Origin of the sequence: Streptomyces roseirectus, assembly GCF_014489635.1 — a bacterium.
Classification (GTDB): domain Bacteria; phylum Actinomycetota; class Actinomycetes; order Streptomycetales; family Streptomycetaceae; genus Streptomyces; species Streptomyces roseirectus.
Genome location: NZ_CP060828.1, coordinates 6,066,900 through 6,087,938 on the forward strand (window position 1 = coordinate 6,066,900; position 21,039 = coordinate 6,087,938).

Annotated in this window: 18 protein-coding genes and 1 tRNA gene; 5 read left to right on the forward strand and 14 right to left on the reverse strand. The window is 73.0% G+C overall.

Going from position 1 to position 21,039, the window contains the following annotated elements; genetic code table 11:
• Positions 1-22 precede the first annotated feature (22 nt).
• From IAG44_RS25895 to IAG44_RS25915, 5 genes are all read right to left on the reverse strand, one after another.
• Positions 23-397 carry a hypothetical protein gene (locus IAG44_RS25895; RefSeq protein ID WP_187749468.1) on the reverse strand — a complete coding sequence of 125 codons (375 nt, stop codon included), beginning with the start codon at positions 395-397 and terminating at the stop codon, positions 23-25.
• Between the two features lie 121 nt (positions 398-518).
• Positions 519-1,853 (reverse strand): AAA domain-containing protein, encoded by a 1,335-nt coding sequence (locus IAG44_RS25900; RefSeq protein WP_187749469.1) that lies wholly within the window; start codon positions 1,851-1,853, stop codon positions 519-521.
• Between the two features lie 469 nt (positions 1,854-2,322).
• Positions 2,323-3,912 (reverse strand): hypothetical protein, encoded by a 1,590-nt coding sequence (locus IAG44_RS25905; protein ID WP_187749470.1) that lies wholly within the window; start codon positions 3,910-3,912, stop codon positions 2,323-2,325.
• On the reverse strand, positions 3,903-5,057 hold the full coding sequence (locus IAG44_RS25910; RefSeq protein WP_187752863.1) for a hypothetical protein: 1,155 nt from the start codon (positions 5,055-5,057) through the stop codon (positions 3,903-3,905). The genes IAG44_RS25905 and IAG44_RS25910 overlap by 10 nt, the downstream gene beginning before the upstream one ends.
• Positions 5,008-5,949 carry a phosphatase PAP2 family protein gene (locus tag IAG44_RS25915; protein ID WP_187749471.1) on the reverse strand — a complete coding sequence of 314 codons (942 nt, stop codon included), beginning with the start codon at positions 5,947-5,949 and terminating at the stop codon, positions 5,008-5,010. Before IAG44_RS25915 ends, IAG44_RS25910 begins: the two co-directional genes overlap by 50 nt.
• A 189-nt stretch (positions 5,950-6,138) precedes the next feature.
• Here IAG44_RS25915 and IAG44_RS25920 point away from each other — a divergent pair, with 189 nt between their 5' ends.
• On the forward strand, positions 6,139-6,732 hold the full coding sequence (locus tag IAG44_RS25920; protein ID WP_187749472.1) for a histidine phosphatase family protein: 594 nt from the start codon (positions 6,139-6,141) through the stop codon (positions 6,730-6,732).
• An 88-nt stretch (positions 6,733-6,820) separates the two neighbouring features.
• Here IAG44_RS25920 and IAG44_RS25925 read toward each other — a convergent pair whose 3' ends face one another.
• The gene (locus IAG44_RS25925; protein WP_187749473.1) at positions 6,821-8,281 is read right to left on the reverse strand and encodes an NsdA family TPR-like regulatory protein; all 1,461 of its coding nucleotides are present in this window, start codon (positions 8,279-8,281) and stop codon (positions 6,821-6,823) included.
• 284 nt (positions 8,282-8,565) lie between these two features.
• Between IAG44_RS25925 and IAG44_RS25930 the strand changes: the two genes are divergently transcribed.
• Both IAG44_RS25930 and IAG44_RS25935 read left to right on the forward strand, forming a co-directional pair.
• Positions 8,566-8,955 carry a hypothetical protein gene (locus IAG44_RS25930; protein WP_187749474.1) on the forward strand — a complete coding sequence of 130 codons (390 nt, stop codon included), beginning with the start codon at positions 8,566-8,568 and terminating at the stop codon, positions 8,953-8,955.
• A 1,256-nt stretch (positions 8,956-10,211) separates the two neighbouring features.
• Entirely contained in the window at positions 10,212-11,075 is an 864-nt protein-coding gene (locus IAG44_RS25935; protein WP_187749475.1) for a spermidine synthase, read from the forward strand.
• A 711-nt stretch (positions 11,076-11,786) separates the two neighbouring features.
• Here the strand turns inward: IAG44_RS25935 and IAG44_RS25940 are convergent.
• The 4 genes from IAG44_RS25940 to IAG44_RS25955 form a co-directional block, all read right to left on the reverse strand.
• Positions 11,787-13,223, reverse strand: coding sequence for a GH1 family beta-glucosidase (locus tag IAG44_RS25940; protein ID WP_187749476.1), 1,437 nt, complete (start codon positions 13,221-13,223; stop codon positions 11,787-11,789).
• 455 nt (positions 13,224-13,678) lie between these two features.
• The gene (locus IAG44_RS25945) at positions 13,679-14,587 is read right to left on the reverse strand and encodes a carbohydrate ABC transporter permease (RefSeq protein WP_187749477.1); all 909 of its coding nucleotides are present in this window, start codon (positions 14,585-14,587) and stop codon (positions 13,679-13,681) included.
• Positions 14,588-14,597: 10 nt separating this feature from the next.
• The gene (locus IAG44_RS25950) at positions 14,598-15,611 is read right to left on the reverse strand and encodes a carbohydrate ABC transporter permease (RefSeq protein ID WP_187749478.1); all 1,014 of its coding nucleotides are present in this window, start codon (positions 15,609-15,611) and stop codon (positions 14,598-14,600) included.
• A gap of 5 nt (positions 15,612-15,616) precedes the next feature.
• The gene (locus tag IAG44_RS25955) at positions 15,617-16,957 is read right to left on the reverse strand and encodes an ABC transporter substrate-binding protein (RefSeq protein ID WP_187749479.1); all 1,341 of its coding nucleotides are present in this window, start codon (positions 16,955-16,957) and stop codon (positions 15,617-15,619) included.
• Between the two features lie 349 nt (positions 16,958-17,306).
• Between IAG44_RS25955 and IAG44_RS25960 the strand changes: the two genes are divergently transcribed.
• Positions 17,307-18,353: a LacI family DNA-binding transcriptional regulator gene (locus IAG44_RS25960; protein ID WP_187749480.1), complete on the forward strand. Its 1,047-nt coding sequence runs from the start codon at positions 17,307-17,309 to the stop codon at positions 18,351-18,353.
• 5 nt (positions 18,354-18,358) lie between these two features.
• Here IAG44_RS25960 and IAG44_RS25965 read toward each other — a convergent pair whose 3' ends face one another.
• Positions 18,359-18,625 (reverse strand): hypothetical protein, encoded by a 267-nt coding sequence (locus IAG44_RS25965; RefSeq protein ID WP_187749481.1) that lies wholly within the window; start codon positions 18,623-18,625, stop codon positions 18,359-18,361.
• Positions 18,626-18,826: 201 nt separating this feature from the next.
• On the opposite strand from IAG44_RS25965, the gene IAG44_RS25970 reads away from it, so the two are divergent.
• Positions 18,827-19,603 carry a serine/threonine-protein kinase gene (locus IAG44_RS25970; protein WP_187749482.1) on the forward strand — a complete coding sequence of 259 codons (777 nt, stop codon included), beginning with the start codon at positions 18,827-18,829 and terminating at the stop codon, positions 19,601-19,603.
• Positions 19,604-19,637: 34 nt separating this feature from the next.
• Here the strand turns inward: IAG44_RS25970 and IAG44_RS25975 are convergent, their stop codons facing one another.
• The 3 genes from IAG44_RS25975 to orn form a co-directional block, all read right to left on the reverse strand.
• Positions 19,638-20,138 carry a GNAT family N-acetyltransferase gene (locus IAG44_RS25975; RefSeq protein ID WP_187749483.1) on the reverse strand — a complete coding sequence of 167 codons (501 nt, stop codon included), beginning with the start codon at positions 20,136-20,138 and terminating at the stop codon, positions 19,638-19,640.
• Between the two features lie 67 nt (positions 20,139-20,205).
• Positions 20,206-20,278: transfer RNA gene (locus tag IAG44_RS25980), tRNA-His, on the reverse strand.
• Between the two features lie 127 nt (positions 20,279-20,405).
• Positions 20,406-21,008 (reverse strand): oligoribonuclease, encoded by a 603-nt coding sequence (gene orn / locus IAG44_RS25985; protein WP_187749484.1) that lies wholly within the window; start codon positions 21,006-21,008, stop codon positions 20,406-20,408.
• Positions 21,009-21,039 lie beyond the last annotated feature (31 nt).

Genomic DNA, 21,039 nt, shown 5'->3' on the forward strand with positions numbered 1-21,039 from the left:
CGCGATGGTGGCGCGGGGCGGCTCAGATGGGCTCGACCCGGCTGTGGCTCTCCCCGGCGTTCTCGCCGCGCAGCAGATCCCGCCCGAACTCCACCATCTTCTTCGCGTAGTCCTCGGTCCACTGCGCCCGCGCGGCGATGTCCGCCGGCGTCAGCCGGTCGAACCGGCGCGGGTCGGCGAGCTGGGCGGCGGCCATCGCCTGGAACTCCATCGCCCGGTCCGCGGCGGCCCGGAACGCCTGCGTGAGCTCGCTCGCGCGCGACAGCAGCGCCGAAGGGTCCTCGATCGACTCCAGGTCGAAGAAGTGCTCCGCGTCGCCCGCGGCCTCGGCGGGCTCGAAGAGCAGGGGCGCGGGGCGTAGCCGCCGTTCGTTGCGACGCGGCGTGGGCTCCGCCATGTCTTCTCCTCCTCGTACGGTGCGCTCTGGGACCACCTTTCATTGTCCCCCGCCTGCGCAAGGGGCACTCGGACGTGATCCCGAGAGGCAACGCGCGGGACGCGCGCGGTGTTCCCACGCGTCAGGGAGCCCAGGTCACCCGGTGTTCCGCGAGATGCCCGAGCACCGCGTGATTGGCCTCCCACCCGTCCGGGAACTTCATCACGACCCCCAACTGCACGGGCTCGGTGGACGGATAGTCGTCCAGGAGCTCGCTCACCCCCGCCCGGCACACCACCACGCACGCGTGCCGGTGGCGCGACGTCAGCACGCACAGGCGCCCGGTCTCCAGGTGGAAGGCCGTCGCGTCGGGGCGCCCGGAGAGCGGGTGCAGGATGACCGTGACGTCGAACTCCATGCCCTGGAGGCGGTTCGCCGTGTCGACCGTGACCCCCGACACGCCCAGCTCGGCCAAGGCCGCGCGCACGGCCGCCGCCTGGTCGCGGTGCGCGGTGCCGACGGCGATCCGCGCGGCCGTGACCGGCGCCGGGTCCGGCGAACGCTCGGACATCGCCGCGCCCCCGCGGTCCAGCACGCGCCGCACCACCGTGGCGACCGCGCGGACGGCCTCCGGGTCGGTGCGCGGGGTGTGGCGCGCGGGCAGCTCCAGCAGGCCCCAGCCGGACTCCGCGGCCTCGTCGATGACCCGGTCGGGCCCCGAGCCGTCCGAGGGGACCGCGAAGGCGAGGCGCCGGTCCGCGTGCGTGGTGCCGCTGCGGAACGGCGTGTACGGGTAGAACGCGTCCGACACCAGCGGCGCGGCGGACGCCGGCAGCCGCCAGGACACCGGCAAACGGTGCTGCGGCAGCCCGGGGTTGTGCGCCAGCAGCGTCGTCACGGCCGACGCGGACGGGTCGTACGACAGCCCCGCCCACTGCTCGCTGCCGACGATCGCGAACGGGTCCAACTGGCCCGGGTCGCCCACGAACAGCGCCCGCTCGAACAGGCCCGCGACGGCCAGCAGACCGTCCGAGCGCATCTGGTACGCCTCGTCCACGATCGCGTGCGGCCACGGCTCGTCGGTTTTCACGTGGGCCCACTTCGCCGCCGTCGAGATCACCACCGGCAACCCCGCGAGGTCCGCCGCCTTCGCCGACTTCCTGACGTGCTCCAGCCCGTCCAGCGCCTTGTCGTACGCGTCCGTGTCACTGCTGTGCAGCCGCCCCACCGGCAGCTCCGGCGCCTTCTCCGCGAGCCGCAGGACGAGGTCGTCGACCTGCGCGTTGGTCTGCGCCACGACCATCAAGGGGCGCCCGGCCTCCGCGAGTTCGAGTGCCGCGCGCACGACGAGCGTCGACTTCCCGGCGCCGGGCGGGGAGTCCACGACGACCCCGCGCGCGGTGCCGTGCAGGGTGTCCCGCAGGATCGCCTCGGTGGCCTGGGCTGCGGCGGTGCCGGGGTCGAGGAGAGTGGTCACGGGGCGTCCTGCGAGGTGGGGAGGGCGGGGGATGTCGTGCCGGGACGGGGCGCGACGGGGGCGGGCGCGTGGGTGTCCGTCGAGCGCCGGTACGGCGGACGCGGGGCTGCGGGCGCGGGCGGGCGCGCGGGGGCTTTCCGCCGGGCTGCCGGGTTCCGGTGGCTGCCGCTCGGAGAGCCGTTCGTCGCGCGCCGGGCCGCTTTCCGGGGGTGCCGGGGCGGCGGGGCGGTTCCTGTGGGCCGGTACGGCGGAGGCGGGGCTGCGGGCGCGGGCGGGCGCGCGGGGGCCTCCCGCCGAGCGGCCTGGTTCCGGTGGCCGGCGCCCGGTGAGCCGTTCGCCGGGTGCTCTGCCGGGCGGCGCTCCCCGGGCGCCTCCGCGCCCAGGCCCGGACGACGCCGTTCGAGGCCGGACCGCCCGCGCGCCTGTCCCGTGTCCGTGTCCCCGGCTCGCCCGCGCATGTGGCCCGCGTTCACAGGACGTCCTCCTCGGTCACCGGGTCGGCCGCTTCGAGGACCGGCTCACCGGGCGGGCCGCCGTGCGTCCAGGGGGTGTCCTCGGGGTCGGGGAGTTTGGCGCCGCCGCGCTGTTCGTGCTCGAAGAGGGTCCAGCAGATCCGGTCGCCCTTCTCGGGCACGGACCCCTGGTCGGGCTCCTTGCCGCGGCCCATCTTGTCGAGGAGGCGCAGCACCAGCACGCCGTCCGCCTCGGCGGCGACGAACTCGGCGGACTGCGGCTTGCCGGCGAGCGAGCGGTAGACCTTCGCGCGCTCGCCGAGGTGCGGACGGTCATCGGTGCGGACGGTGACCAGCGGGCGCGGACGCGGGGAACGGCCCTCGCTGTAGGCCATCTCGACGCCGACGACCTCCCCGGCGAACGCTTCCCCGGTGAGCCGCAGGCCGGCCATCACCAGCGGGTCGTCCAGGGCCTCCTGGGCGTCCAGGCGGGCCTGCTCGCGCTCGCGCGTGGCCAGCTTGTTCGCGGCCGTCACGGCGTCGTCCCGGCGCGGCTGCGGGGGCTCACCCGCGCGGACGCGGTCACGGTGACTGGTGAAGGACCAGCGGTCGCGCGTCCACCGCTCCTCGACGTGGGCCCCGGGCGGCAGCTCCCGCAGCAGGTCCAGGCCCCGCCACACGCGCTCCCAGGTCGGCAGGGTGCGGCTGAGCACCAGCTCCCGGACCCGCTCCTCGGCGACGGCCAGGTCACCGAGCCGGTCGTCGGCCTCCAGGCCGTCCTCGGCGAGGGCGAACGCCGTCCGCGCGCGGTCGTAGCGCTCGATCGCCGGGGCGAGCAGCTTGTTGTCGAACGCCGGGTCGGTCGCGGGCCCCGCCGGAGGGTGCGCCAACTGGCCGTCGCCGTCGCGCGCCAGCTCCACCCGCAGCGCCTCCTCGGCGCCGGAGGTGCCCTCGGGCGGGTCGATCCACGCCAGCAGCGACCCCAGGTGCTGGTCCTCCAGGCTGGACTGCCCCGTCGCCCAGTGCAGCGCCAGCACGTCCGTCAGCGCCAGCAGCAGCGACGACCCCGGCACCCGCGCGCGCTCCGCGTAGTGCGTCAGCCAGCGTCCCAGCAACGGCACGCGCGGGGGCGCCGGATAGGGCGCCTCCGGGTCCTGCTCGGCCGTGCGCCGGAAACGCATCGAGCGCCCCAGCAGGCGCAGCAGGTCGACGCCGCCCCGGCTCGGCACGATCAGCTGCGGCGCGTCCGCGCACAGCTCGACCTCGACCTTGACGCGCTTGCCGGTCTCCGGATCGGTCTCACTGCGCTCGGCGGCCTCCACGAGGTCGCCGTACGCGTCGATGTACGGCAGGACGGCGTCGGCGAGCCGGGACAGGAACGCGAACCGCAGCTCCGGGTTGCGCGGCTGCGGCACCACGAGCAGGCGCGGCTCGTCGCGGTCCGTCCCCACGAGCGCGCCGAGCGGGGCCCCCGCCTCGCCGCCCGTGATCAACGGGACCAGCACCATGGGCCGTTCGGACAGGTGCCGGCGCCGCACGGTCGCGATCGGCTGCGCGCGGCCCGTGGCATCGGCCTCCAGGCGCGCGAGGGTGGAGATCAGCGACATGGGGCCACCTCGCCCGTGCTCGTGCGGACACCCGCCCCCGCCAGCGCCTCCGCGCGCAGCCGCGCCGCTCTGCGCAGCGCCGCCACCGCCGGGTCCTCGGGATCGCCCTCCTGGCCGCGCGCGGCCGCCAGAACGCCCTCCACGGTGCTCAGACCGCCCAGTTCGGCGCGGGTCGAGCGGCCCAGGGTCGTGACGCTGCCCGCCGCGCGGGAGCGGGCACGGCAGTGGAAGGCCAGTTCGCAGGTGGCCAGGCATTCGGGCGTGTAGGTCGCGGGGACGGCCTCCACGGCCGCCGTCAGCTGCTCGGCCGGCAGACCGGGTGCGAAGCAGACGCCCTCCGGCAGGGCGTCCGCGATCTCCTCGATGCGGGTGAGGCGGGCCAGCTGGCGGGCCGTCACCGCGCGCTGCTTGCGGACGTCGACCGCCGACGCCGTCGGCAGGTTCGAGAAGTCGCGCGGGCACACCAGCAGGACGCGGTGGCGCACGCGCGGGGGCACCGGCAGCCGCGCGGCGACCTGTTCGAGCGCCAGGACGTACACGGCCGCCTGCCGGGCCGCCGCGCCGACCTTCGCCGGATCCGCCGACCCGTCCAGCATCGGGAACGACTTGATCTCGACGACCGTCCAGGCGCCGTCCGGATGGACGACGACCGCGTCGGGCTCCAGGAAGGCGGGGGACCCGGCGACGTCCAGCGCGAGCATCGGGTGGTCCAGCAGCGTCCACAGCCCCGGCGCGGACGCCGCCTCGCGCAGCGCCAGCGCCGTACGCGCGGTGCGCCCCTCAGGACCGGAGGCGGTCAGGTCGGGCACGGACGCCGACGCGGGCGGCTCGGCGGCCGGATCCAGCGTCGCGTGCGCCAGGCGCAGCAGCTCCGCGCCGCCGTCGGCCTTGACCTTCGCCTCGAACGCGTTGCCGCGCGTGAGCGCGAACTGCGACTGGCCGAAGACCGCGGGCGAGCCCAGCGCGCTCGCCAGCACCGTCTTGTCCACCCCCGCGCCGTCGAGCAGCGCGCGCCGCCCGCACCCGGGGTTCGCCGCGAGCGCCGCGAGGGCGCGGGCGTCCAGCGCCTTGGCCGGGACGTCGGGACCGCGCAGCTCAGCGAGCCGGTGCCGGAGCGCCGTCCCCCGCGTCCGAGGGGGCGGCACTGGGCTCGGCTCGGGACTCGGGGTGCCGGGAGAAGTGCTCACCCGTGGAAGTCTGGCATCCGCCACTGACAATCGAGGTCTGTGCGGCTTCCGAGCCGGGTGGGACAGGCGTCCGAACCGCCTTGAAACGGGCCGTGAGAGCCCTCAGGCCGCGTGTCACGTACGGCGTCAGCAGCAGCCCGACGCCCATCACGAACGCACCCGCGACCGCGTCGAGGAAGTAGTGGTTCGCCGTGCCCATGACCACGATCGTGGTGATCAGCGGGTAGGCGACACCCGCCGCCTTCGTCAGGCGCGTCCCGCCGAACCGCCACAGCATCACGCCGCACCACAGCGCCCAGCCCACGTGCAGGCTCGGCATCGCGGCGTACTGGTTCGTCATGCCGCCGAGCCCGCGCGGGGCACTCGCCTCGCCGCCCCACCACCCGTACGAGCTGTACTGGGCCATCGTGTCCACGAAGCCGTGCCCCGCGTCGAGGAGGCGGGGCGGGCACGTCGGCAGCAGCGTGAAGCCGATCAGGCCGATGAACGTGGACGTCATCAGCCAGGTGCGGGCCGCCCGGTAGCGCACCGCGCGCGAGCGGAACAGCCAGACCAGGATCACCGGTGTGACCACGTAGTGCAGCGACGCGTACCAGAAGTCCGCCGGGACGCCGATCCACGCCTCGCGCGTGAACAGCCGGTTCAGCGGGTGCTCCGCGTTGATCCGCAGCGCCTTCTCGACCTTGAGGATCGCCAAGCCGTGGTCCACGGCCGTCGAGACGTCGCCCCGCGCGAGGAGTCGGCCCGCCGAGTAGCACACGTACACCAGCACGATCAGCGGCAGCTCCGTCCACCAGCGCAGCCGCCCCGGAGGAGCCTCCTGGGTGCCCGGTGTCTCGGTCTTCGGCATCCGATCGCCTCCCCTTCCGATTCGTGGTGGCCAATCCGCGCGGACGTGTCACTTTACGGCGTATGCGCGCGCCGGTCCTGGGCGCCCTCGGCCTGTGAAGACGTCGGGATCGCCCGCCGGGTTGCCCTGATCCACGGTGCGGGATGATGGAGAAGTTCCGCCTCTGTTTTTCTCCCGGAAAGGTTCCTCATGGCACCGCGCATCCTGCTGGCCCGGCACGGACAGACGGCCTGGTCGCTGTCCGGCAAGCACACCGGCAGGACCGACGTCCCCCTCCTGGAGGAGGGCCGCCGCGGTGCCAAACTGCTCGGCGAGCGGCTGCACAGGACGCCCTATGACGGTCTCGCCGGGGTCGAGGTCCGCACGAGCCCGCTGGCCCGCGCGCGCGAGACGTGCGAGATCGCCGGGTTCGGGGAGCGCGCGACGCCCTGGGACACGCTCATGGAGTGGCACTACGGCGCCTACGAGGGCCTGACCCCCGCCGAGATCCAGGACGTCCGCCCCGGCTGGCTCATCTGGCGCGACGGCGTGCCCGACGGGGAGACCGTCGCCGAGGTGACCTCCCGCGCGGACGACGTCGTCGCCTGGGCGCGCGAGGCCGACCGGGACGTCCTGGTCTTCGCCCATGGGCACATCCTTCGCTCCATAGGGGCTCGCTGGCTCGGACTGCCGCTCGACTTCGCGGCCCGGATCCGGCTGAACCCGACGTCCCTGTCGGTCCTGGGCTGGGCCTACGGGGAGCCGGCGATCGAGAGCTGGAACGACCTGGGGCACCTCTCGTAGCTACCCAGGGCAGGCCCGTTCACCCACGCGCGGGCGCGCACTCCGCCTCGCGCGGGCGCGCGCCCCTCACCGTCGTCCCGGACCGGCCTCACAGCCGTCTCGGGCGCGCCGTGCGCCGCTCCAGGAACTCCGACACGTCGGGCGTCCTGCGGTGCGGGAGCAGCACGCGCGCGGTGTCGCCGAGCATGCCCCGGATCCTGGACGACTGGACGTGCCCCAGCAGCTCCAGGACGCGCAGGCCCGCGCGGGCGGCCTCGTCGGGACGGCCGTCGCGCGCGAGGTCGTCGGCCAGCTCGGCCGTGTAGAGGGCGATGTTGCGGCTGAAGTGGGCGTCCTGGAGGTCGGCGGCGTCGCGGGCCCGGCGCGCGGCGCGGGACCAGTCGCCGAGGGCGGACCAGCACTGCGCCTCCAGGCTCGCCAGCTCGGCGGCCCCGTAGAAACTCATCCACTCGGGGTCGGCGTCCGAGGGGCCTCGCTCGTACAGGGCGTGCGCGCGCGTGAGCGCCTGGGTGCAGCCGGTGGGGTCCCCGAGCCCGGCCCAGCCGCCGGCCTCCCTGAGGGCCAGCAGGGACATCAGCCGGTCCGAGCCCAGCGGGCGCGCGACGCGCTGGGCGGCCTGCGCCGCCCGCACCGCCTCGCGCGGGCGCCCGGCGTCCCGGGAGAGGAACGCCGTGTTGCAGAAGGCGTGCGCCTCCAGCGCGCGGTCGCCGGTCATCCGGGCGGTCGCCAGCGCCTCCGCGTAGTGCGAGCGGGCCTCCTCGAACCGCCCGGAGTCGTGGGCCAGCCAGCCCACCGAGATCGCCAGTTCCCCGGCGCCCGAGTACAGCCGGTCGGCGGTCGACTGGCGGGTCGTCCCGGCGTCCAGCAGCGCGTACGCGCGGCGCAACGGCTCCGCCGCGCGCTGGTACAGGCTGTCGCCGCCGTGCCGGTCGTCCAGCAGGCGGATTCTTCGGACCGCTTCCTCCAGGGCGCTCGCGTCGCTCGCCCCGGCGCGGCGCGGGGGCCGTCCGGAGGCGTACGCGTCGGTGGCGAGGCCCAGGGAGCCCAGCGAGACGGCCGCCACGGTGGCGCCCCCGCCGGTCATGAATGCGCGACGCAGCACGTCGCTCTCCTCGTGGTCGTGGTGCGTGTCGTACGGGTCCTGCGTGTCATACGGGTGACCCCCCGCGCGCGGTTCACCCGTCTCCCGCACGGACACGGTGGTGCGCGCGGGGCTCGGGATGTGCGCGCGGGGCGCGTTCTCGGGGGCGCGCGCCCCGCGCCCGCGTACGGACGCGCGGGGCGCGAAGCCCAGGTCGGTGAGCGTGCGGCCGGGGAACATGTGCAGGAACACCCGCTCGTACGCGTAGTTGGGGCAGCGGATCTCGCCCGCCTCGACCCGCCCGATGTAGCGCGCGTCGCAGCTGACCCGTTCCCCGATCTCCCGCGCGGCACGCCGCACCAGGGCGGCGAACTCGGCGGGCGAACGCTGTCCGCGCAGGCGCCGGAAAGCGTGGTTGGGGCGTGCGGGCCGGTCGGGACGGGGTGGGGTCACCGTTGACGACGCCATGGCCGGGTCCTCTCGTGCGAACCGTCGAACCATGCCGGATTCAAGGGTGTTTGGCAGGATGAAGCCGCTTATCGGGCCGTATCCGGTGTATCCAACTGTTTCCGGCGGGCAAGAACGTACCTGCTGTTCCGGGGTCGGCACGCGGGATTTGGCTACAAACCGGATATCTCATGCGCGATCTGCCATGAAGTGCCATCCTTTGCGGCTGACTTCCGCCGTAGCCGTTGACGAACTGGCGCGTTGAACGCTGTGGACTGCAATCGGGCTGCGCGGTGGAGGCCGTCATGGAGACCAGCCAGAGCAACGACCCCTGTACGACGCCGGCGACGGCTGCGTGCGATCTCGTGACGGTGCCGACGCGGCAGGGCCTGGAGGCGGTCGACATCCTCCGCCGCGGGGCCTGCGACGCGGTCGGCCCCGTCCTGCACGACGACGACGGCCGCACCCTCGGCTTCCTCGTCCCGCCCGGCACGGCCGCCGCCTGGGACGTCCCGGGCAGCACCTGCACGGAGACCGACGGCCGCGGCCTGCGCCTCGCCCCCGACCCCCCTGTCGCCGGCTCCGACTGGCTCCTCCCCCCGGACGCCGGCAACCTCCCCACCGACCCCACGGTCCTCCGCCAGGCCCTGGGCGAGGCCGCCCGCCTGATCGAGGCGGCGGACAGCTGCCGCTGACCACACCGGGGGAGCGGAAACGGTCCTCCTGAGGGCCGGGGAGACGGCGGTGCGGGGCGTTCCGGGTGGTGCCGGGGCCTGAGGGCGATGCACGCGGACCCACCGGACGCGGGCAGGGGACACCGCGCACCAGCGCCGAGGCTCTTCGCGCGTGCGCCAGACACAGCCGGAACGATTCGCCGAGACGCCGTCCGCTGAGCGGCGCCGCGCGCGTACGCGGGGCGACAGCCGGACCGCCGTGAGATCGCCGAGGTCGGCGTCGGTCAACTCCTCGTGCCGCGCGCGTGCGAGGCGACAGCGGGACGGCGCAGATGGTGGTCCACGCGCGCGTGTGCGCGACCGAACTGGTCCCTGGTCTGGATCGCGAGCACCACGTGTGTCCCTGCGCGCGTGCTCGCGACCGCACAACGAGGCCGCCATCGCATGGGCCCGCGAGGCCACCCGCGCGTGCGCGCGGCGACCGCCCGTTGTCGAGGGTGAGTTCGACGTCGGCCCGGCCCACCCGCGCGTGTGCGTGGCGATCGCCCCGTGTCGCCCCCCGCCTCTCCGCCGGGCGCTGGACGCCGAGCGCTGGCGGTGCCCTCGCGCGCGTGCGCGACGACGGGGGGCTCGCCAAGGGCATCGGGGACGCCGGGGTCGGTGCCCCCACGCGCGTGCGACGAAGAGCCTCGGCTGTCTCACGGGCACGGGCCCGGCGATGTGGGCCGAGTGCGGCGTAACCCCGCAGACCCACGCGCGCGACAGGGCCTCATCGCGACGAAGGCCGGCAGCGTGCCCGACCCACAGACCCACGTGCGTGACAGGGCCCCCGGCCGCCTCGGTGCCCCGTCCCTTTCGGCTGCAGCCCCACGCGTGCGTTGACGGGGACGACTGCACTCGCCCCGCACCCCTCCGGTCCGGCGGACGCAGTCCCGCGTGCACGACCGCTGTCCCTCGGACGGCCGCCCGGGATGCCGCGAGGTCCGGTGCCTTACCGCCCGCGCGGGGCCGGTCCCTCCTCGGCCCCGACGGCGCCGTCAACACTGTCCTTGCCGCCTGCGCGTGGGCCGGTCCGGCATGGACGTCGGAGTGCGCCGAGGCCCGTCCGCCGGCCTGGGCGGGAGGCGCCGGTGGCCTCCCCCAGAGGCCCGTGGCGGGGCGAGGGCGTCGGCAGTGCCTCAGCGCCGGCCCGTCGGCCCGTGGGCGCGAGCCCTTCTCGCCGGTGCGCAGACCTCGGCAGGTCGGGCGTTGTCGGTGGGGCCTGCGAGGATGGGGGCATGGCGAAGGAGCGGAGCGGCAGGCGGGGGGACGGCGAGGGGGTCGCCGAGGAGGTCGACGGCGGGACGGCGCGGCTCGTGCCCGACCGGGACCGGACGCGGGCGTGGACGCTGCTGGTCGACGGGGCGCCGCAGTCGCACGTGGACCTCGACGACCCGGGGTTCCTGTCGTTCGAGTACCAGCGCAGGCTCGGTCATGTGATCGACCTCGTCGCGCCGAAGGGGAAGCCGATCCACGCTGTGCACCTGGGCGGCGGCGGGTTCACGCTCGCGCGGTACGTCGCCGCGACCCGGCCCCGCTCCACCCAGCAGGTCGTCGAGCGGGACGCGCGCCTCGTCCAGTTCGTGCGCAGGGAACTGCCCCTGGACCCGGCCGCACGGATCCGCGTCCGGTCCACCGACGCGCGCGAGGGCCTGGCGAAGGTCCCCGACGGATGGGCGGACCTGGTGATCGCCGACGTCTTCAGCGGCGCGCGCACCCCGGCGCACCTGACGTCGACGGAGTTCCTGGACGACGTCCGCCGCACGCTGGCACCGAACGCCGTCTACGCCGCGAACCTCGCCGACGGCCCGCCGCTCACGTACCTGCGCGCCCAGATCGCCACCGCCGCCGCCCGCTTCCCCCACCTCGCGCTCCTCGCCGACCCCACGGTCCTGCGAGGCCGCCGCTTCGGCAACGCCGTCCTGGTCGCCTCCGACGCGCCCCTGCCGGTCCCCGAACTGACCCGCCGAGCCGCCTCCGACCCCCACCCCGTCCGCATCGAACACGGCCGCGCCCTCACGGACTTCACCGGCGGCGCGACCCCGGTCACAGACGCCTCGGCAACCCCGTCCCCGGCCCCACCGGCATCGGTCTTCCACTAGCCCACACCCCACACGAGCCCGCCACCGCCACCGACCGAGGGACTCCGCGAGCACGCCCCGCACAACACCGGCCCCGCACCAGACCGCCCCGCACGAGCCCGCCCCCGCCGGACCGACCCGGACGAGGTGCGGCACGCCCCCTCCACGTGCCGCACCCCGAGTACCCGTAGTACTTCCGCCCCACCCCCGGGCCCGGCCCGAGCGAGCGCCCCCCACCGCCCGAACCCCGCCCGAGCCCCACCCGGTGAGTTCCCCGGCCGACCCCAGCCGACCAGCCCCCGTCGAGCGAGCCCCGCTCGTCCAGACCTCGCCAGGCGAGCCCTGTCGGGCAAGGCCCGCCGGGCAAGCCCTCCGCCAGGAGAGCCCCGCCCCAGCCACAGCCGAACCCAGCTCGCCCTCGGCAGACCCCGGCCGAGCGAGCCACAGGCCGATCCTCACCGGACGAGCCCCAGCCGCCCCGCCAGGCGCCGCCCCGCCCGAGCGAAGCCCCGGCGACGGCGTGAGCGACTTCGCCCCCACCCCCGCAGAGCCCCCACCCGAGCGGAACCCCCGAGCCTCGCCCCCCACAGCGCCCCCGCCCGAGCGGAACCTCCAACCCCCGCCCGAGCGACCCCCGGCACCCATACCCCGAGGCCCCCTACTTCCCGGAGCCCCGAGGTCCCCTACCTCCAGGCCCCTTAGACCCCCTACCTCCCGAGGCCCCAGCCCCCCTTACAACCCCCGCTCCCCCTCCACCCCCGGCAGAACCCCCGTCCGAGCCACCTGCCCGTACCACCGCGCGCTCGACTTCAGCGTCCGAGCCAGCGTCCCGTAGTCCACGTACACCGCCCCGAACCGCTTCCCGTACCCGTACGACCACTCGAAGTTGTCCAGGAGCGACCACAGGAAGTACCCGCGGACATCGGCCCCGTCGGCGAGGGCGTGGCGGATCGCGGCGAGGTGGGCGTGGAGGTAGGAGATCCGCTCGGGGTCGTGGACGCGCCCGTCGGGATCGGGCTTGTCGTCGTAGGCGGCGCCGTTCTCGGTGATGTAGAGGGGGAGACCCGGCGCCTCACGGGTGTAGCGCATGATCAGCTCGTGCAGCCCGCTCGCGTCGATCGTCCAGCCCATCTCCGTCCGCTCGCCCGGAGTCTGGTGGAAGGCGACGTCGTCGGCGCCCGGCCAGGGCGAGTGCGTGCTGGCCCCGTGCCCGTCGGCGCCCTGCCCCTTGGCTCCCGCCCCGCCCGCCGAAACCAGCGTCGGCGCGTAGTAGTTGAGCCCGAGCGCGTCCAACGGCTGGTTCGCGGTGCGCAGATCACCGTCCTGCACGAACGACCAGTCCGTGAGGGACGACGTCGACGCCAGCAGCGTCTCCGGGTACGCCCCGTGCAGGATCGGCCCGTGGAAGGACCCGTTGGCGAGGTCGTCGATCTTGCGGACGGCCTCGAGGTCGGCCGGGTCCTGGGAAAGGGCCCGCAGGACATGGGAGTTGAGGCTGATGGCCACCGAGTTGCGGGCCGGCATCACCGACCGCAGCGCCGAAGTGGCCAGCCCGTGGCCCAGGTTGAGATGGTGGGCCGCCTTCAGCGAGGCCACCGCGTCGGTCCGCCCCGGCGCGTGGACCCCGGAGCCGTAGCCGAGGAAGGCGCTGCACCAGGGCTCGTTGAGGGTGATCCAGTGCTCCACCCGGTCGCCCAGCGCCTCGCCGACGATCTGGGCGTACTCCGCGAACCGCAGCGCCGTGTCCCGCGCCGGCCAGCCGCCCGCGTCCTCCAGCTCCTGCGGCAGGTCCCAGTGGTAGAGCGTGAGCGCCGGCTTGATCCCGGCCGCGAGCAGCTCGTCCACGAGCCGCCGGTAGAAGTCCAGGCCGACCTGGACGGCGGGCCCGCGCCCGGTCGGCTGCACCCGTGACCAGGAGACCGAGAACCGGTACGCGTTCAGCCCCATGTCCGCCATCAGTGCCACGTCGTCGCGGTAGCGGTGGTAGTGGTCGACAGCGATGTCACCGGTCTCGCCGGCGGCGGTCTTCCCCGGCGTGTGGCTGAAGGTGTCCCAGATCGAGGGGGTTCGGCCGCCTTCCCGCACCGCCCCCTCGATCTGGTACGCGGAGGTCGCGGCGCCCCAGAGGAAGGTGGAGGGGAAGGTGACAGGTGTAATGGGCTCAGACATGGAAGCGCTCCCATAGGTGGTCGTCGAGACCGACGGAGAGTGGAGGGGGGATGGGGTGAGGGTGAGCCTGCGAAGGTGTGAAGTGGGGGACGAGGCGCGGGAGTCGTACGGATCGGGGTCGATGGGACATGGGAGACAAGGGGAGTTGACCGCACGGCACTCAACACACCGTGAGGGCGGCGGAGTCGAGCTGACCGGCGTCAACCCCCGGCTTCAGCAGGGGAATTGATCCGACCGGCGTCAATCCCGCCGCACATGCGAGGGAGTTGAACCGATGGGCACCAACACCCCACGCCCGCTGCGGAGTCGGGCCGGGCGCGGAGCCGGGGCGACGATGACCCGGCTCCCGGTGGCGTCGTCCGGACGTCCGCCCGGTCGCGCACCCGCCCTGTGCGGCGGTCCTCCCCCTGTCCTGCCCGGCGGGAGGCGGCCGTACCCGAACTCCGGGCGGAAACTCAGCCCTTGACCGCCCCCTGCATGATCCCGCCCACGATCTGCTTGCCGAACAGGGCGAAGACGATGAGGAGGGGAACGGTGCCGAGGAAGGCGCCGGCCATGATGAGGGACTGGTCGGGGGTGTAGCCGCGGCCGAGGCCGGCCAGCGCGACCTGGACCGTCGGGTTCCCGGTCTGGGTCAGGACGAGGAACGGCCACAGGAAGTCGTTCCAGGACTGCACGAACGTCAGCATCCCGAGGACGGCCATGGCCGGCCGCGCGGCGGGGAACACGACGTGCCACAGCACCCGCCAACTGCTCGCCCCGTCCACGCGGGCGGCCTCGATGAGTTCGTCGGGCAGCGCCTGGATCAGGTACTGCCGCATGAAGAACACCCCGAAGGCGCTCACCAGCGACGGCAGGATGACGGACTGGAGCTGGTCGGTCCACTCCAGCTCGGCGACCATCATGTAGAGCGGGATGATGCTGAGTTGGGGCGGAACCATCATCGTGCCGACCACGATCAGCATCAGCGCGCCCCGCCCCCGGAACCGGAGTTTGGCGAAGGCGAACCCGGCGATCGTGGACAGGATCACGATGGTGATCGACGAAATCCCGGCCACGATCGTGGTGTTGAGGAACGCCTTGCCGAGGTTGGCGTCCGTCCACGCCTTGTCGAGGTTCTTGAAGAGGTTGGAGCCGAACCAGAACGGGGGCGGCGTCTGGGCCAGCCGGTTGGTGTCGCGGGAGGCGGCGATCGCCGACCACACCAACGGGCCCAGCGAGCCGAACGTGAACAGCCCGAGGACGATGTAGGCGATCGGGCCGCCGTGCAACTGCCCGCCCGCGCGGCCCGACTTGGACAGCCGGCGGCGCGTGCGTTTCGGCGCCGTCTCCTCCGGCGCGGGTTTGGGCAACGTCGTCGTCACCGTCGTACTCCTAACTGCCACTGCTGGAGCGCAGGCGGCGCGAGATGACGTAGTTCACGATGCCGATCACGATGAGGATCAGGAACATCGTCCAGGCGATCGCCGAGGCGCGGCCCAAGTGCTGGTTCACCCAGCCCTGTTCGTACAGGTAGAGGCCGAGCGTCTGGTACTGGTGCTCGCCGCCGCCGGACGCGCCCGTGTTCGGGTCGAACAGCAGGGGCTCACCGAAGACCTGGCTCGCGCCGATCGTGGAGACGACGACCGTGAACAGGATCGTCGGCCGCAGCGACGGCAGCGTGACGTGGATGAACTGCTGCCAGCGGCTCGCCCCGTCCAACGCGGCTGATTCGTACAGGTCGTTGGGGATGGCCTGCATCGCCGCGAGGTAGATCAGCGCGTTGTAGCCGGTCCACCGCCAGATGATGATCGTCGAAACGGCGATCTGCGAGGACCACTTGTCGTTCTGCCAGTCGACCGGGCCCAACCCCACAAGGTCCAGGCCCCAGTTGATCATCCCGTAGTCGTGCCCGAAGAGCAGCACGAAGACGAGCGCGGCGGCGGCGATCGACGTCGCGTACGGCGCGAGGATCACGACCCGGTAGAAAGTCGAGGCGCGCAGACGGTAGTTGAGGATGTGCGCGATGCCCAGCGCCATCAGCAGCTGCGGCACGGTCGAGATGATCCCGATCGTCAGCGTGTTCTTCGCCGCGTTCCAGAAGAAGTCGTCGTCGAAGATCCGCGTGTAGTTGCGCAGCCCCACCCACTTCATGTCGGTGGGCGCGGTCAGCTCCACCTGGTGCAGCGAGGCCCAGCCGGTGTAGACCAGCGGGAACAGCCCGAAGGCCAGGAAGAGCAGGAAGAACGGCGAGACGAACGCGTACGGGCTCCACTTGATGTCCCGCTGCCAGCGGCGCGAGAGCCGGGCCCGGCGCCGCTGCTCCGCCTCGGACGGCTGTCCGGGCGCGGGGCGGCCCGGGGCCGCGCCCCCCTTCGAGGGGGGCGCGGCGGTGTCGTGACTGGCCATGCGGGTCACTTGTCCAGGTTGTTGTCGATGGTCTTGGTGGCGTTGTCCCACGCCTCCTGGATGGACTTGCCCTTCGTCACCAGGAACACGCCGTTGTCGGTCATGCCCTGCTGGATGATCTGGTCCTTCGGGCCGATCGGCTGGACCGGGATGTTCTTGGCGGCCTGGGTGAAGATCTGGCCGATCGGGGCGTCACCGGTCATGTCGTTCTTGCCGGCGGTGACTTGGGGCAGCGTGTACGCGGCGGGCGTGCTCGGGACGCTGCCCTGGACGGCGAAGAGCTTGGCGAGCTGCGCGGGCTGGGTCAGCCAGGTCACCAGCGCCTCGGCCTCCTTGACGTGCTTGCTGGCCTTCGGGACGCCGAGGAACGTGCCGCCCCAGTTACCCGCCTTCGGCGCCTGGGCGACGTCCCACTTGCCGACCGCCTCGGGCTTCGACTTGTCCTTCAGGTAGCCGAGCATCCACGGCGGGCAGGTGACCGCGGCGAACTTGTTGTTGGCGATGCTCTGGTCCCACCCGGTCTGGAACTGCGTCACCGGCTGGACCAGGCCCTTCTGGGCGGCCTCACCGGCGATGTCGAACGCCGCCCGCACCTTGGGGTTGCTCTTGTAGATGACCTCGCCGTCCTTGTCGTAGTACTTCTGCTCCTCGCTGCCCATGATGGAGTTGAACAGGCCACCGGGGGAGTCCATGAAGTAAGTCCCGCTCGGCGCCTTGCTCTTGTAGCGCTCGCCGACGCTGATGACCTTCTTCCAGTCCCCGGCCCACAGCTGGGAGACCTGCTCGCGGTCGGTGGGCAGCCCCGCCGCCTGGAAGAGGTCCTTGCGGTAGCAGATGCCCGTCGGGCCGACGTCCGTGCCCAGGGCGATCGTCTTGCCGTCCTTGGTCGTGGACTGCGCCCACTTCCAGTCGAGCCAGTTGCTCTTGACGACTCCCTCGGCCTTGCCGATGTCCACGAACTTGTCCGCCTGCGTCGCGACGATCTCCGCGATGTTGCCCACTTCGATGGCCTGGACGTCCATCAGGCCGGCGTTGGTGGTGAGGTGGTTGAGGAGCGCCGGGTAGTAGTTCTCGTTGCGCTCGACGACGTTCTCCTGGATCTTGATCTCCGGGTGGAGCTTCTCGTACTCGGTGTAGAGACCGGCCTGCTTGAAGCCCTGCGTACCGAAGAGACCGAGGCTGATAGTCGTCTGCCCCTTGCCACCGCCGCCGCCCGACGACGCCGACGGGTCGCCGGAGGCGTTGTCGTCGCCGTCGTCGGCACAGCCGGCCAGCAGCCCGGCGCCCAGCGACACGGCAGCCGCCAGGACCACCACCCGACGGGAGGTTCGGGATCGTGCTCGCATTGCGTCCTCCTGTTGCCCTGACGTGCCGACCCCCCGGCCAACTGCATGGTTGGGCCCGTTGTTTTCTCGCTGCGGCTCGGGCGGGGAACGTGCGGGATGTGTATGTGTCAGGTAGTGTGGGAGCGCTCCCACAAGTGATGTGTTGAAGAGTCGTCGGTTCCGGCGGGGGTGTCAAGGGCGTCGACGCGGAGAGATGCGTTCAGTTATCGGGACGTTAACTGGAAGCGGGCCAGGTCGGTTTTCGGCCGGACGGGTTCCGCGGGCGAGCGTGCGGAGCGGGCCGTTTCATGTCAGGACAGGGCTGTTAGATTCCAGGCCAGTGCGTAGCGATCGAGGGAAGGCGGGGCCCATGGCAACCCACGGAGCGCGGGGCCGCAGCGGGGGGCGCCCGACCCTTGAGGAAGTCGCCGCGCGCGCGGGCGTCGGCCGTGGCACCGTCTCCCGCGTCATCAACGGCTCCCCGCGGGTCAGCGACGCGACGCGGGCCGCCGTCGAGGCCGCCGTCGCGGAGCTCGGGTACGTCCCCAACACCGCCGCCCGCGCGCTCGCCGCGAACCGCACCGACGCGATAGCGCTCGTCGTCCCCGAGCCGGAGACGCGGTTCTTCTCCGAGCCCTACTTCTCCGACATCCTGCGCGGCGTCGGCGCCGAACTCTCCGACACCGAGATGCAGTTGCTACTGATCTTCGCGGGCAACGACCGGGAGCGGAAGCGGCTCGCGCAGTACCTCGCCGCGCACCGCGTCGACGGCGTCCTGCTCGTCTCCGTCCACGCGGACGACCCCCTGCCCGACCTGCTCGCCCAGCTGGAGATCCCCTCCGTCATCAGCGGTCCGCGCTCCGCCGGGGAGACGCTGCCGTCCGTCGACTCCGACAACTACGGCGGGGGCCGGTCCGCCGCGGAGCATTTGCTCTCGCGCGGGCGGGAACACATCGCCCACATCACCGGTATGCCGGACGTCTACGGCGCGCAGCGGCGTATCGACGGGTACCGGGAGGCCATGGAGGACGCCGGCCGCGAGCCCCTGATCGAGTCCGGGGACTTCACGGAGGAGAGCGGCTACCTCGCGGCCCAGCGCCTGCTGTCCCGCAATCCCCTGCTGGACGCCGTCTTCGCCGGGTCCGACGTCATGGCGGCCGGCGCGCGCCAGGCCCTGCGCGAGGCCGGCCGCCGTATCCCGGAAGACGTAGCTCTCGTGGGGTACGACGACTCCGCCATCGCCCGCCACATGGACCCGCCCCTCACCAGCGTCCGCCAGCCCATCGAGGAGATGGGCCGCCACATGCTGGACCTCCTCCTCACCGAGATCGCCGACCGCCGCCCCGCGGTCTCCCGCGGCCTGGAACGCCGCCAGATCGTGGTCGCCACGGAACTGGTCGTACGAGCCTCGTCCTGAGGGGGTCACCAGCGCCGGGACGGGGGAGGGGGCGGGACTTCCGGACGGCGTGCGGCGCGGCCGGAGGCTTTGTTGGTGACGAGCCAGATGACGCCGAGGATGACGTCACCGGCGGTCCAGGCGATCAGGGTGACCAGGGAGACGGCGGCGGCGGTGATCTCGGTGCCGGCCTGACAGGTCTCGCTGGCCCCGCAGTCGTCGTGGGCCCCCGGGGTGGCGCTGATCACGGCGATCAGCCACAGCAGCATCAGCGCGTTGAACACGAGGATCACCCAGGTCAGCGGCCTCCAGCGAGGCCGGTGCCTACGGCGTGTGCGCCGGGCGGCGGGCGGGGGCGTAGGCGTGGTCCATCCCTGGTACGACATGGCGAGCCTCCCAACGCGAGAACGGCTCTCCCTCGACCATACGGCCCCCGCCCCGACCCGGCAGTTTCTCGGTGGACGGGGGTGGTGCGGGGTGCGACACTCCCCGGCATGCCTGCGCACCCCCTCCTGGACGTCGACGAGATACCCGTCCCTCTGGAGAGCTACCTCCGGGGTATCGGGGAGGTGTTCCGGCGGTTCGGGGCGCCTCAGCAGGACTCGGGGTGTGTCTCCTACGGGGTACGGCTGCCCAGCGGGGAACGCTGGTTCGTGAAGGCGCCGGAGACGCCGGACGCGGCGCGCACGTCGGCTCGGGCATGGCGGTTCCACCAGGAGGTCCGGCACCCCGCGATCGTGCCCCAGCTCCACAGGCTGGGCCCGGCGGTGGTGATGCCCTGGCGGGACGGAGGGCTCCTGTACGACCCCCGACACCGCGCGCGGTTCCGGCGGTTGGCGGTGCCGGAGGTCCAACGCGCCCTGGACCGGCTCCTGGACGCGCACCTCGCGGTCGAAGCGGCGGGCTGGCAGCCGGTGGACCTGTACGACGGCGCCCTCCTCTACGACTTCGACCGCGCCGCCCTGCACCTCATCGACCTCGACGAGTACCGCCCCTCCCCGTTCCGCCTGGACACCGCCCGACTCCCCGGCTCCCGCCGCTTCATGGCCCCCGAGGAGTGGCACCGGGGTGCCCGCATCGACGCACGGACGACCGTGTACGTCCTCGGGCGGGCCGTACGCCTGCTGCTGGACGCGGGGAACGAGGAACGTGAATGGCGAGGCACGGAGCGCCAGTTGGCGGTGGTGCAACAGGCGACACGCCCTGACCCGGTGGAACGGTACGCGGACGTACGTGAGTTGGCGGGGGAGTGGCGAAGCGCGACGGGGTGACGGCCCCGGGCACCCACACCTGACCCCGGCACGCTCACCCGTCCTCGCCCCGAAGCCGCCACCGCACCTCCCCCTCCTGCCATTCACCGGTCCGCGTCAGCCCCGCCGCCTCGGCCACCCGTTCCGACGCCCGGTGGTCGGGATGGACGTGGGCGACGACCGTCCGGACCCCCTCCTGGCGCAGCCACCCGACCATCCCCCGGGCCGCCTCCGAGGCGTACCCCCGCCCTTGCAGGCCGGTGCCGATCACCCAGGCGACCTCGGCCTCGTCGCCGGTCACGGTCGCCTGGACGGTCCCGGCCAGTTCCCCGCTCTCCCGTACCCGTAGTACCCAGTTGAGCCAGCACACGGCGGGATCGGGGGACCCGGCGGTGAGCCGTTCGTAGCGGGCCGCCAGTCCCTCCGGAGTACTAGGGGTACCCCCGATGAACACGTGCAGCGCCGGATCGGCGAGGACGAGGGCCATCTCGGGGGCGTGGGAGGGCTGAAGGGGGAGGAGATCGAGCCGGAGGGTCACGAGGGGAGCGATACGCATGAGAGGTCAGGGTAGTGAAACGACTGAGGGCCGATCTGCCTGAGCAGATCGGCCCTCGTCCGATGAGGGTGAGTAACGGGACTCGAACCCGCGACATCCTGGACCACAACCAGGTGCTCTACCAGCTGAGCTATACCCACCATGACCGGCGCTGGAGTTTGTGCTTTTCCGACCGGCCGAGAAAAAGTGTACAGGGTCCGAAGGGGTGCTCGCGCACGGCTTTCGCGGCGCCCCTTCCGGGGGACCTGCGGGGGTCCGACCAGGGACCTAACTCGCGGGAAGTACGTGCCGGGCGGCGATCGCCTTCGCGGTGTCGGAGTCGGGACCGGGCTGGGGGACGAAGATGGCGTCGCGGTAGTAGCGCAGCTCGGCGATGGACTCGCGGATGTCGGCGAGGGCGCGGTGGTTGCCGTTCTTCTCCGGGCTGTTGAAGTACGCGCGCGGGTACCAGCGCCGGGCCAGCTCCTTGACGGAGGAGACGTCGACGATGCGGTAGTGCAGGTAGGACTCCAGCGCCGGCATGTCCCGGGAGAGGAAGCCCCGGTCGGTGCCGACGGAGTTGCCGCACAGCGGGGCCTTGCCGGGCTCCTTCACGTGCTCACGGACGTACGCGAGGACCTGCTCCTCGGCCTCGGCCAGCGTCGTACCGCCCGCCAGCTCGGCCAGCAGCCCCGACGAGGTGTGCATCTGACGCACCACGTCCGGCATCGTCTCCAGCGCCGAGTCCGGCGGGCGTACGACGATGTCCACCCCCTCGCCGAGCACGTTCAGCTCGGAGTCGGTGACGAGGGCGGCAACCTCGATGAGCGCGTCGTCGGACAGCGAGAGGCCGGTCATCTCGCAGTCGATCCACACCATGCGATCGTTCATGCGTCCACCCTAAGGCTGACATCCGCCGATC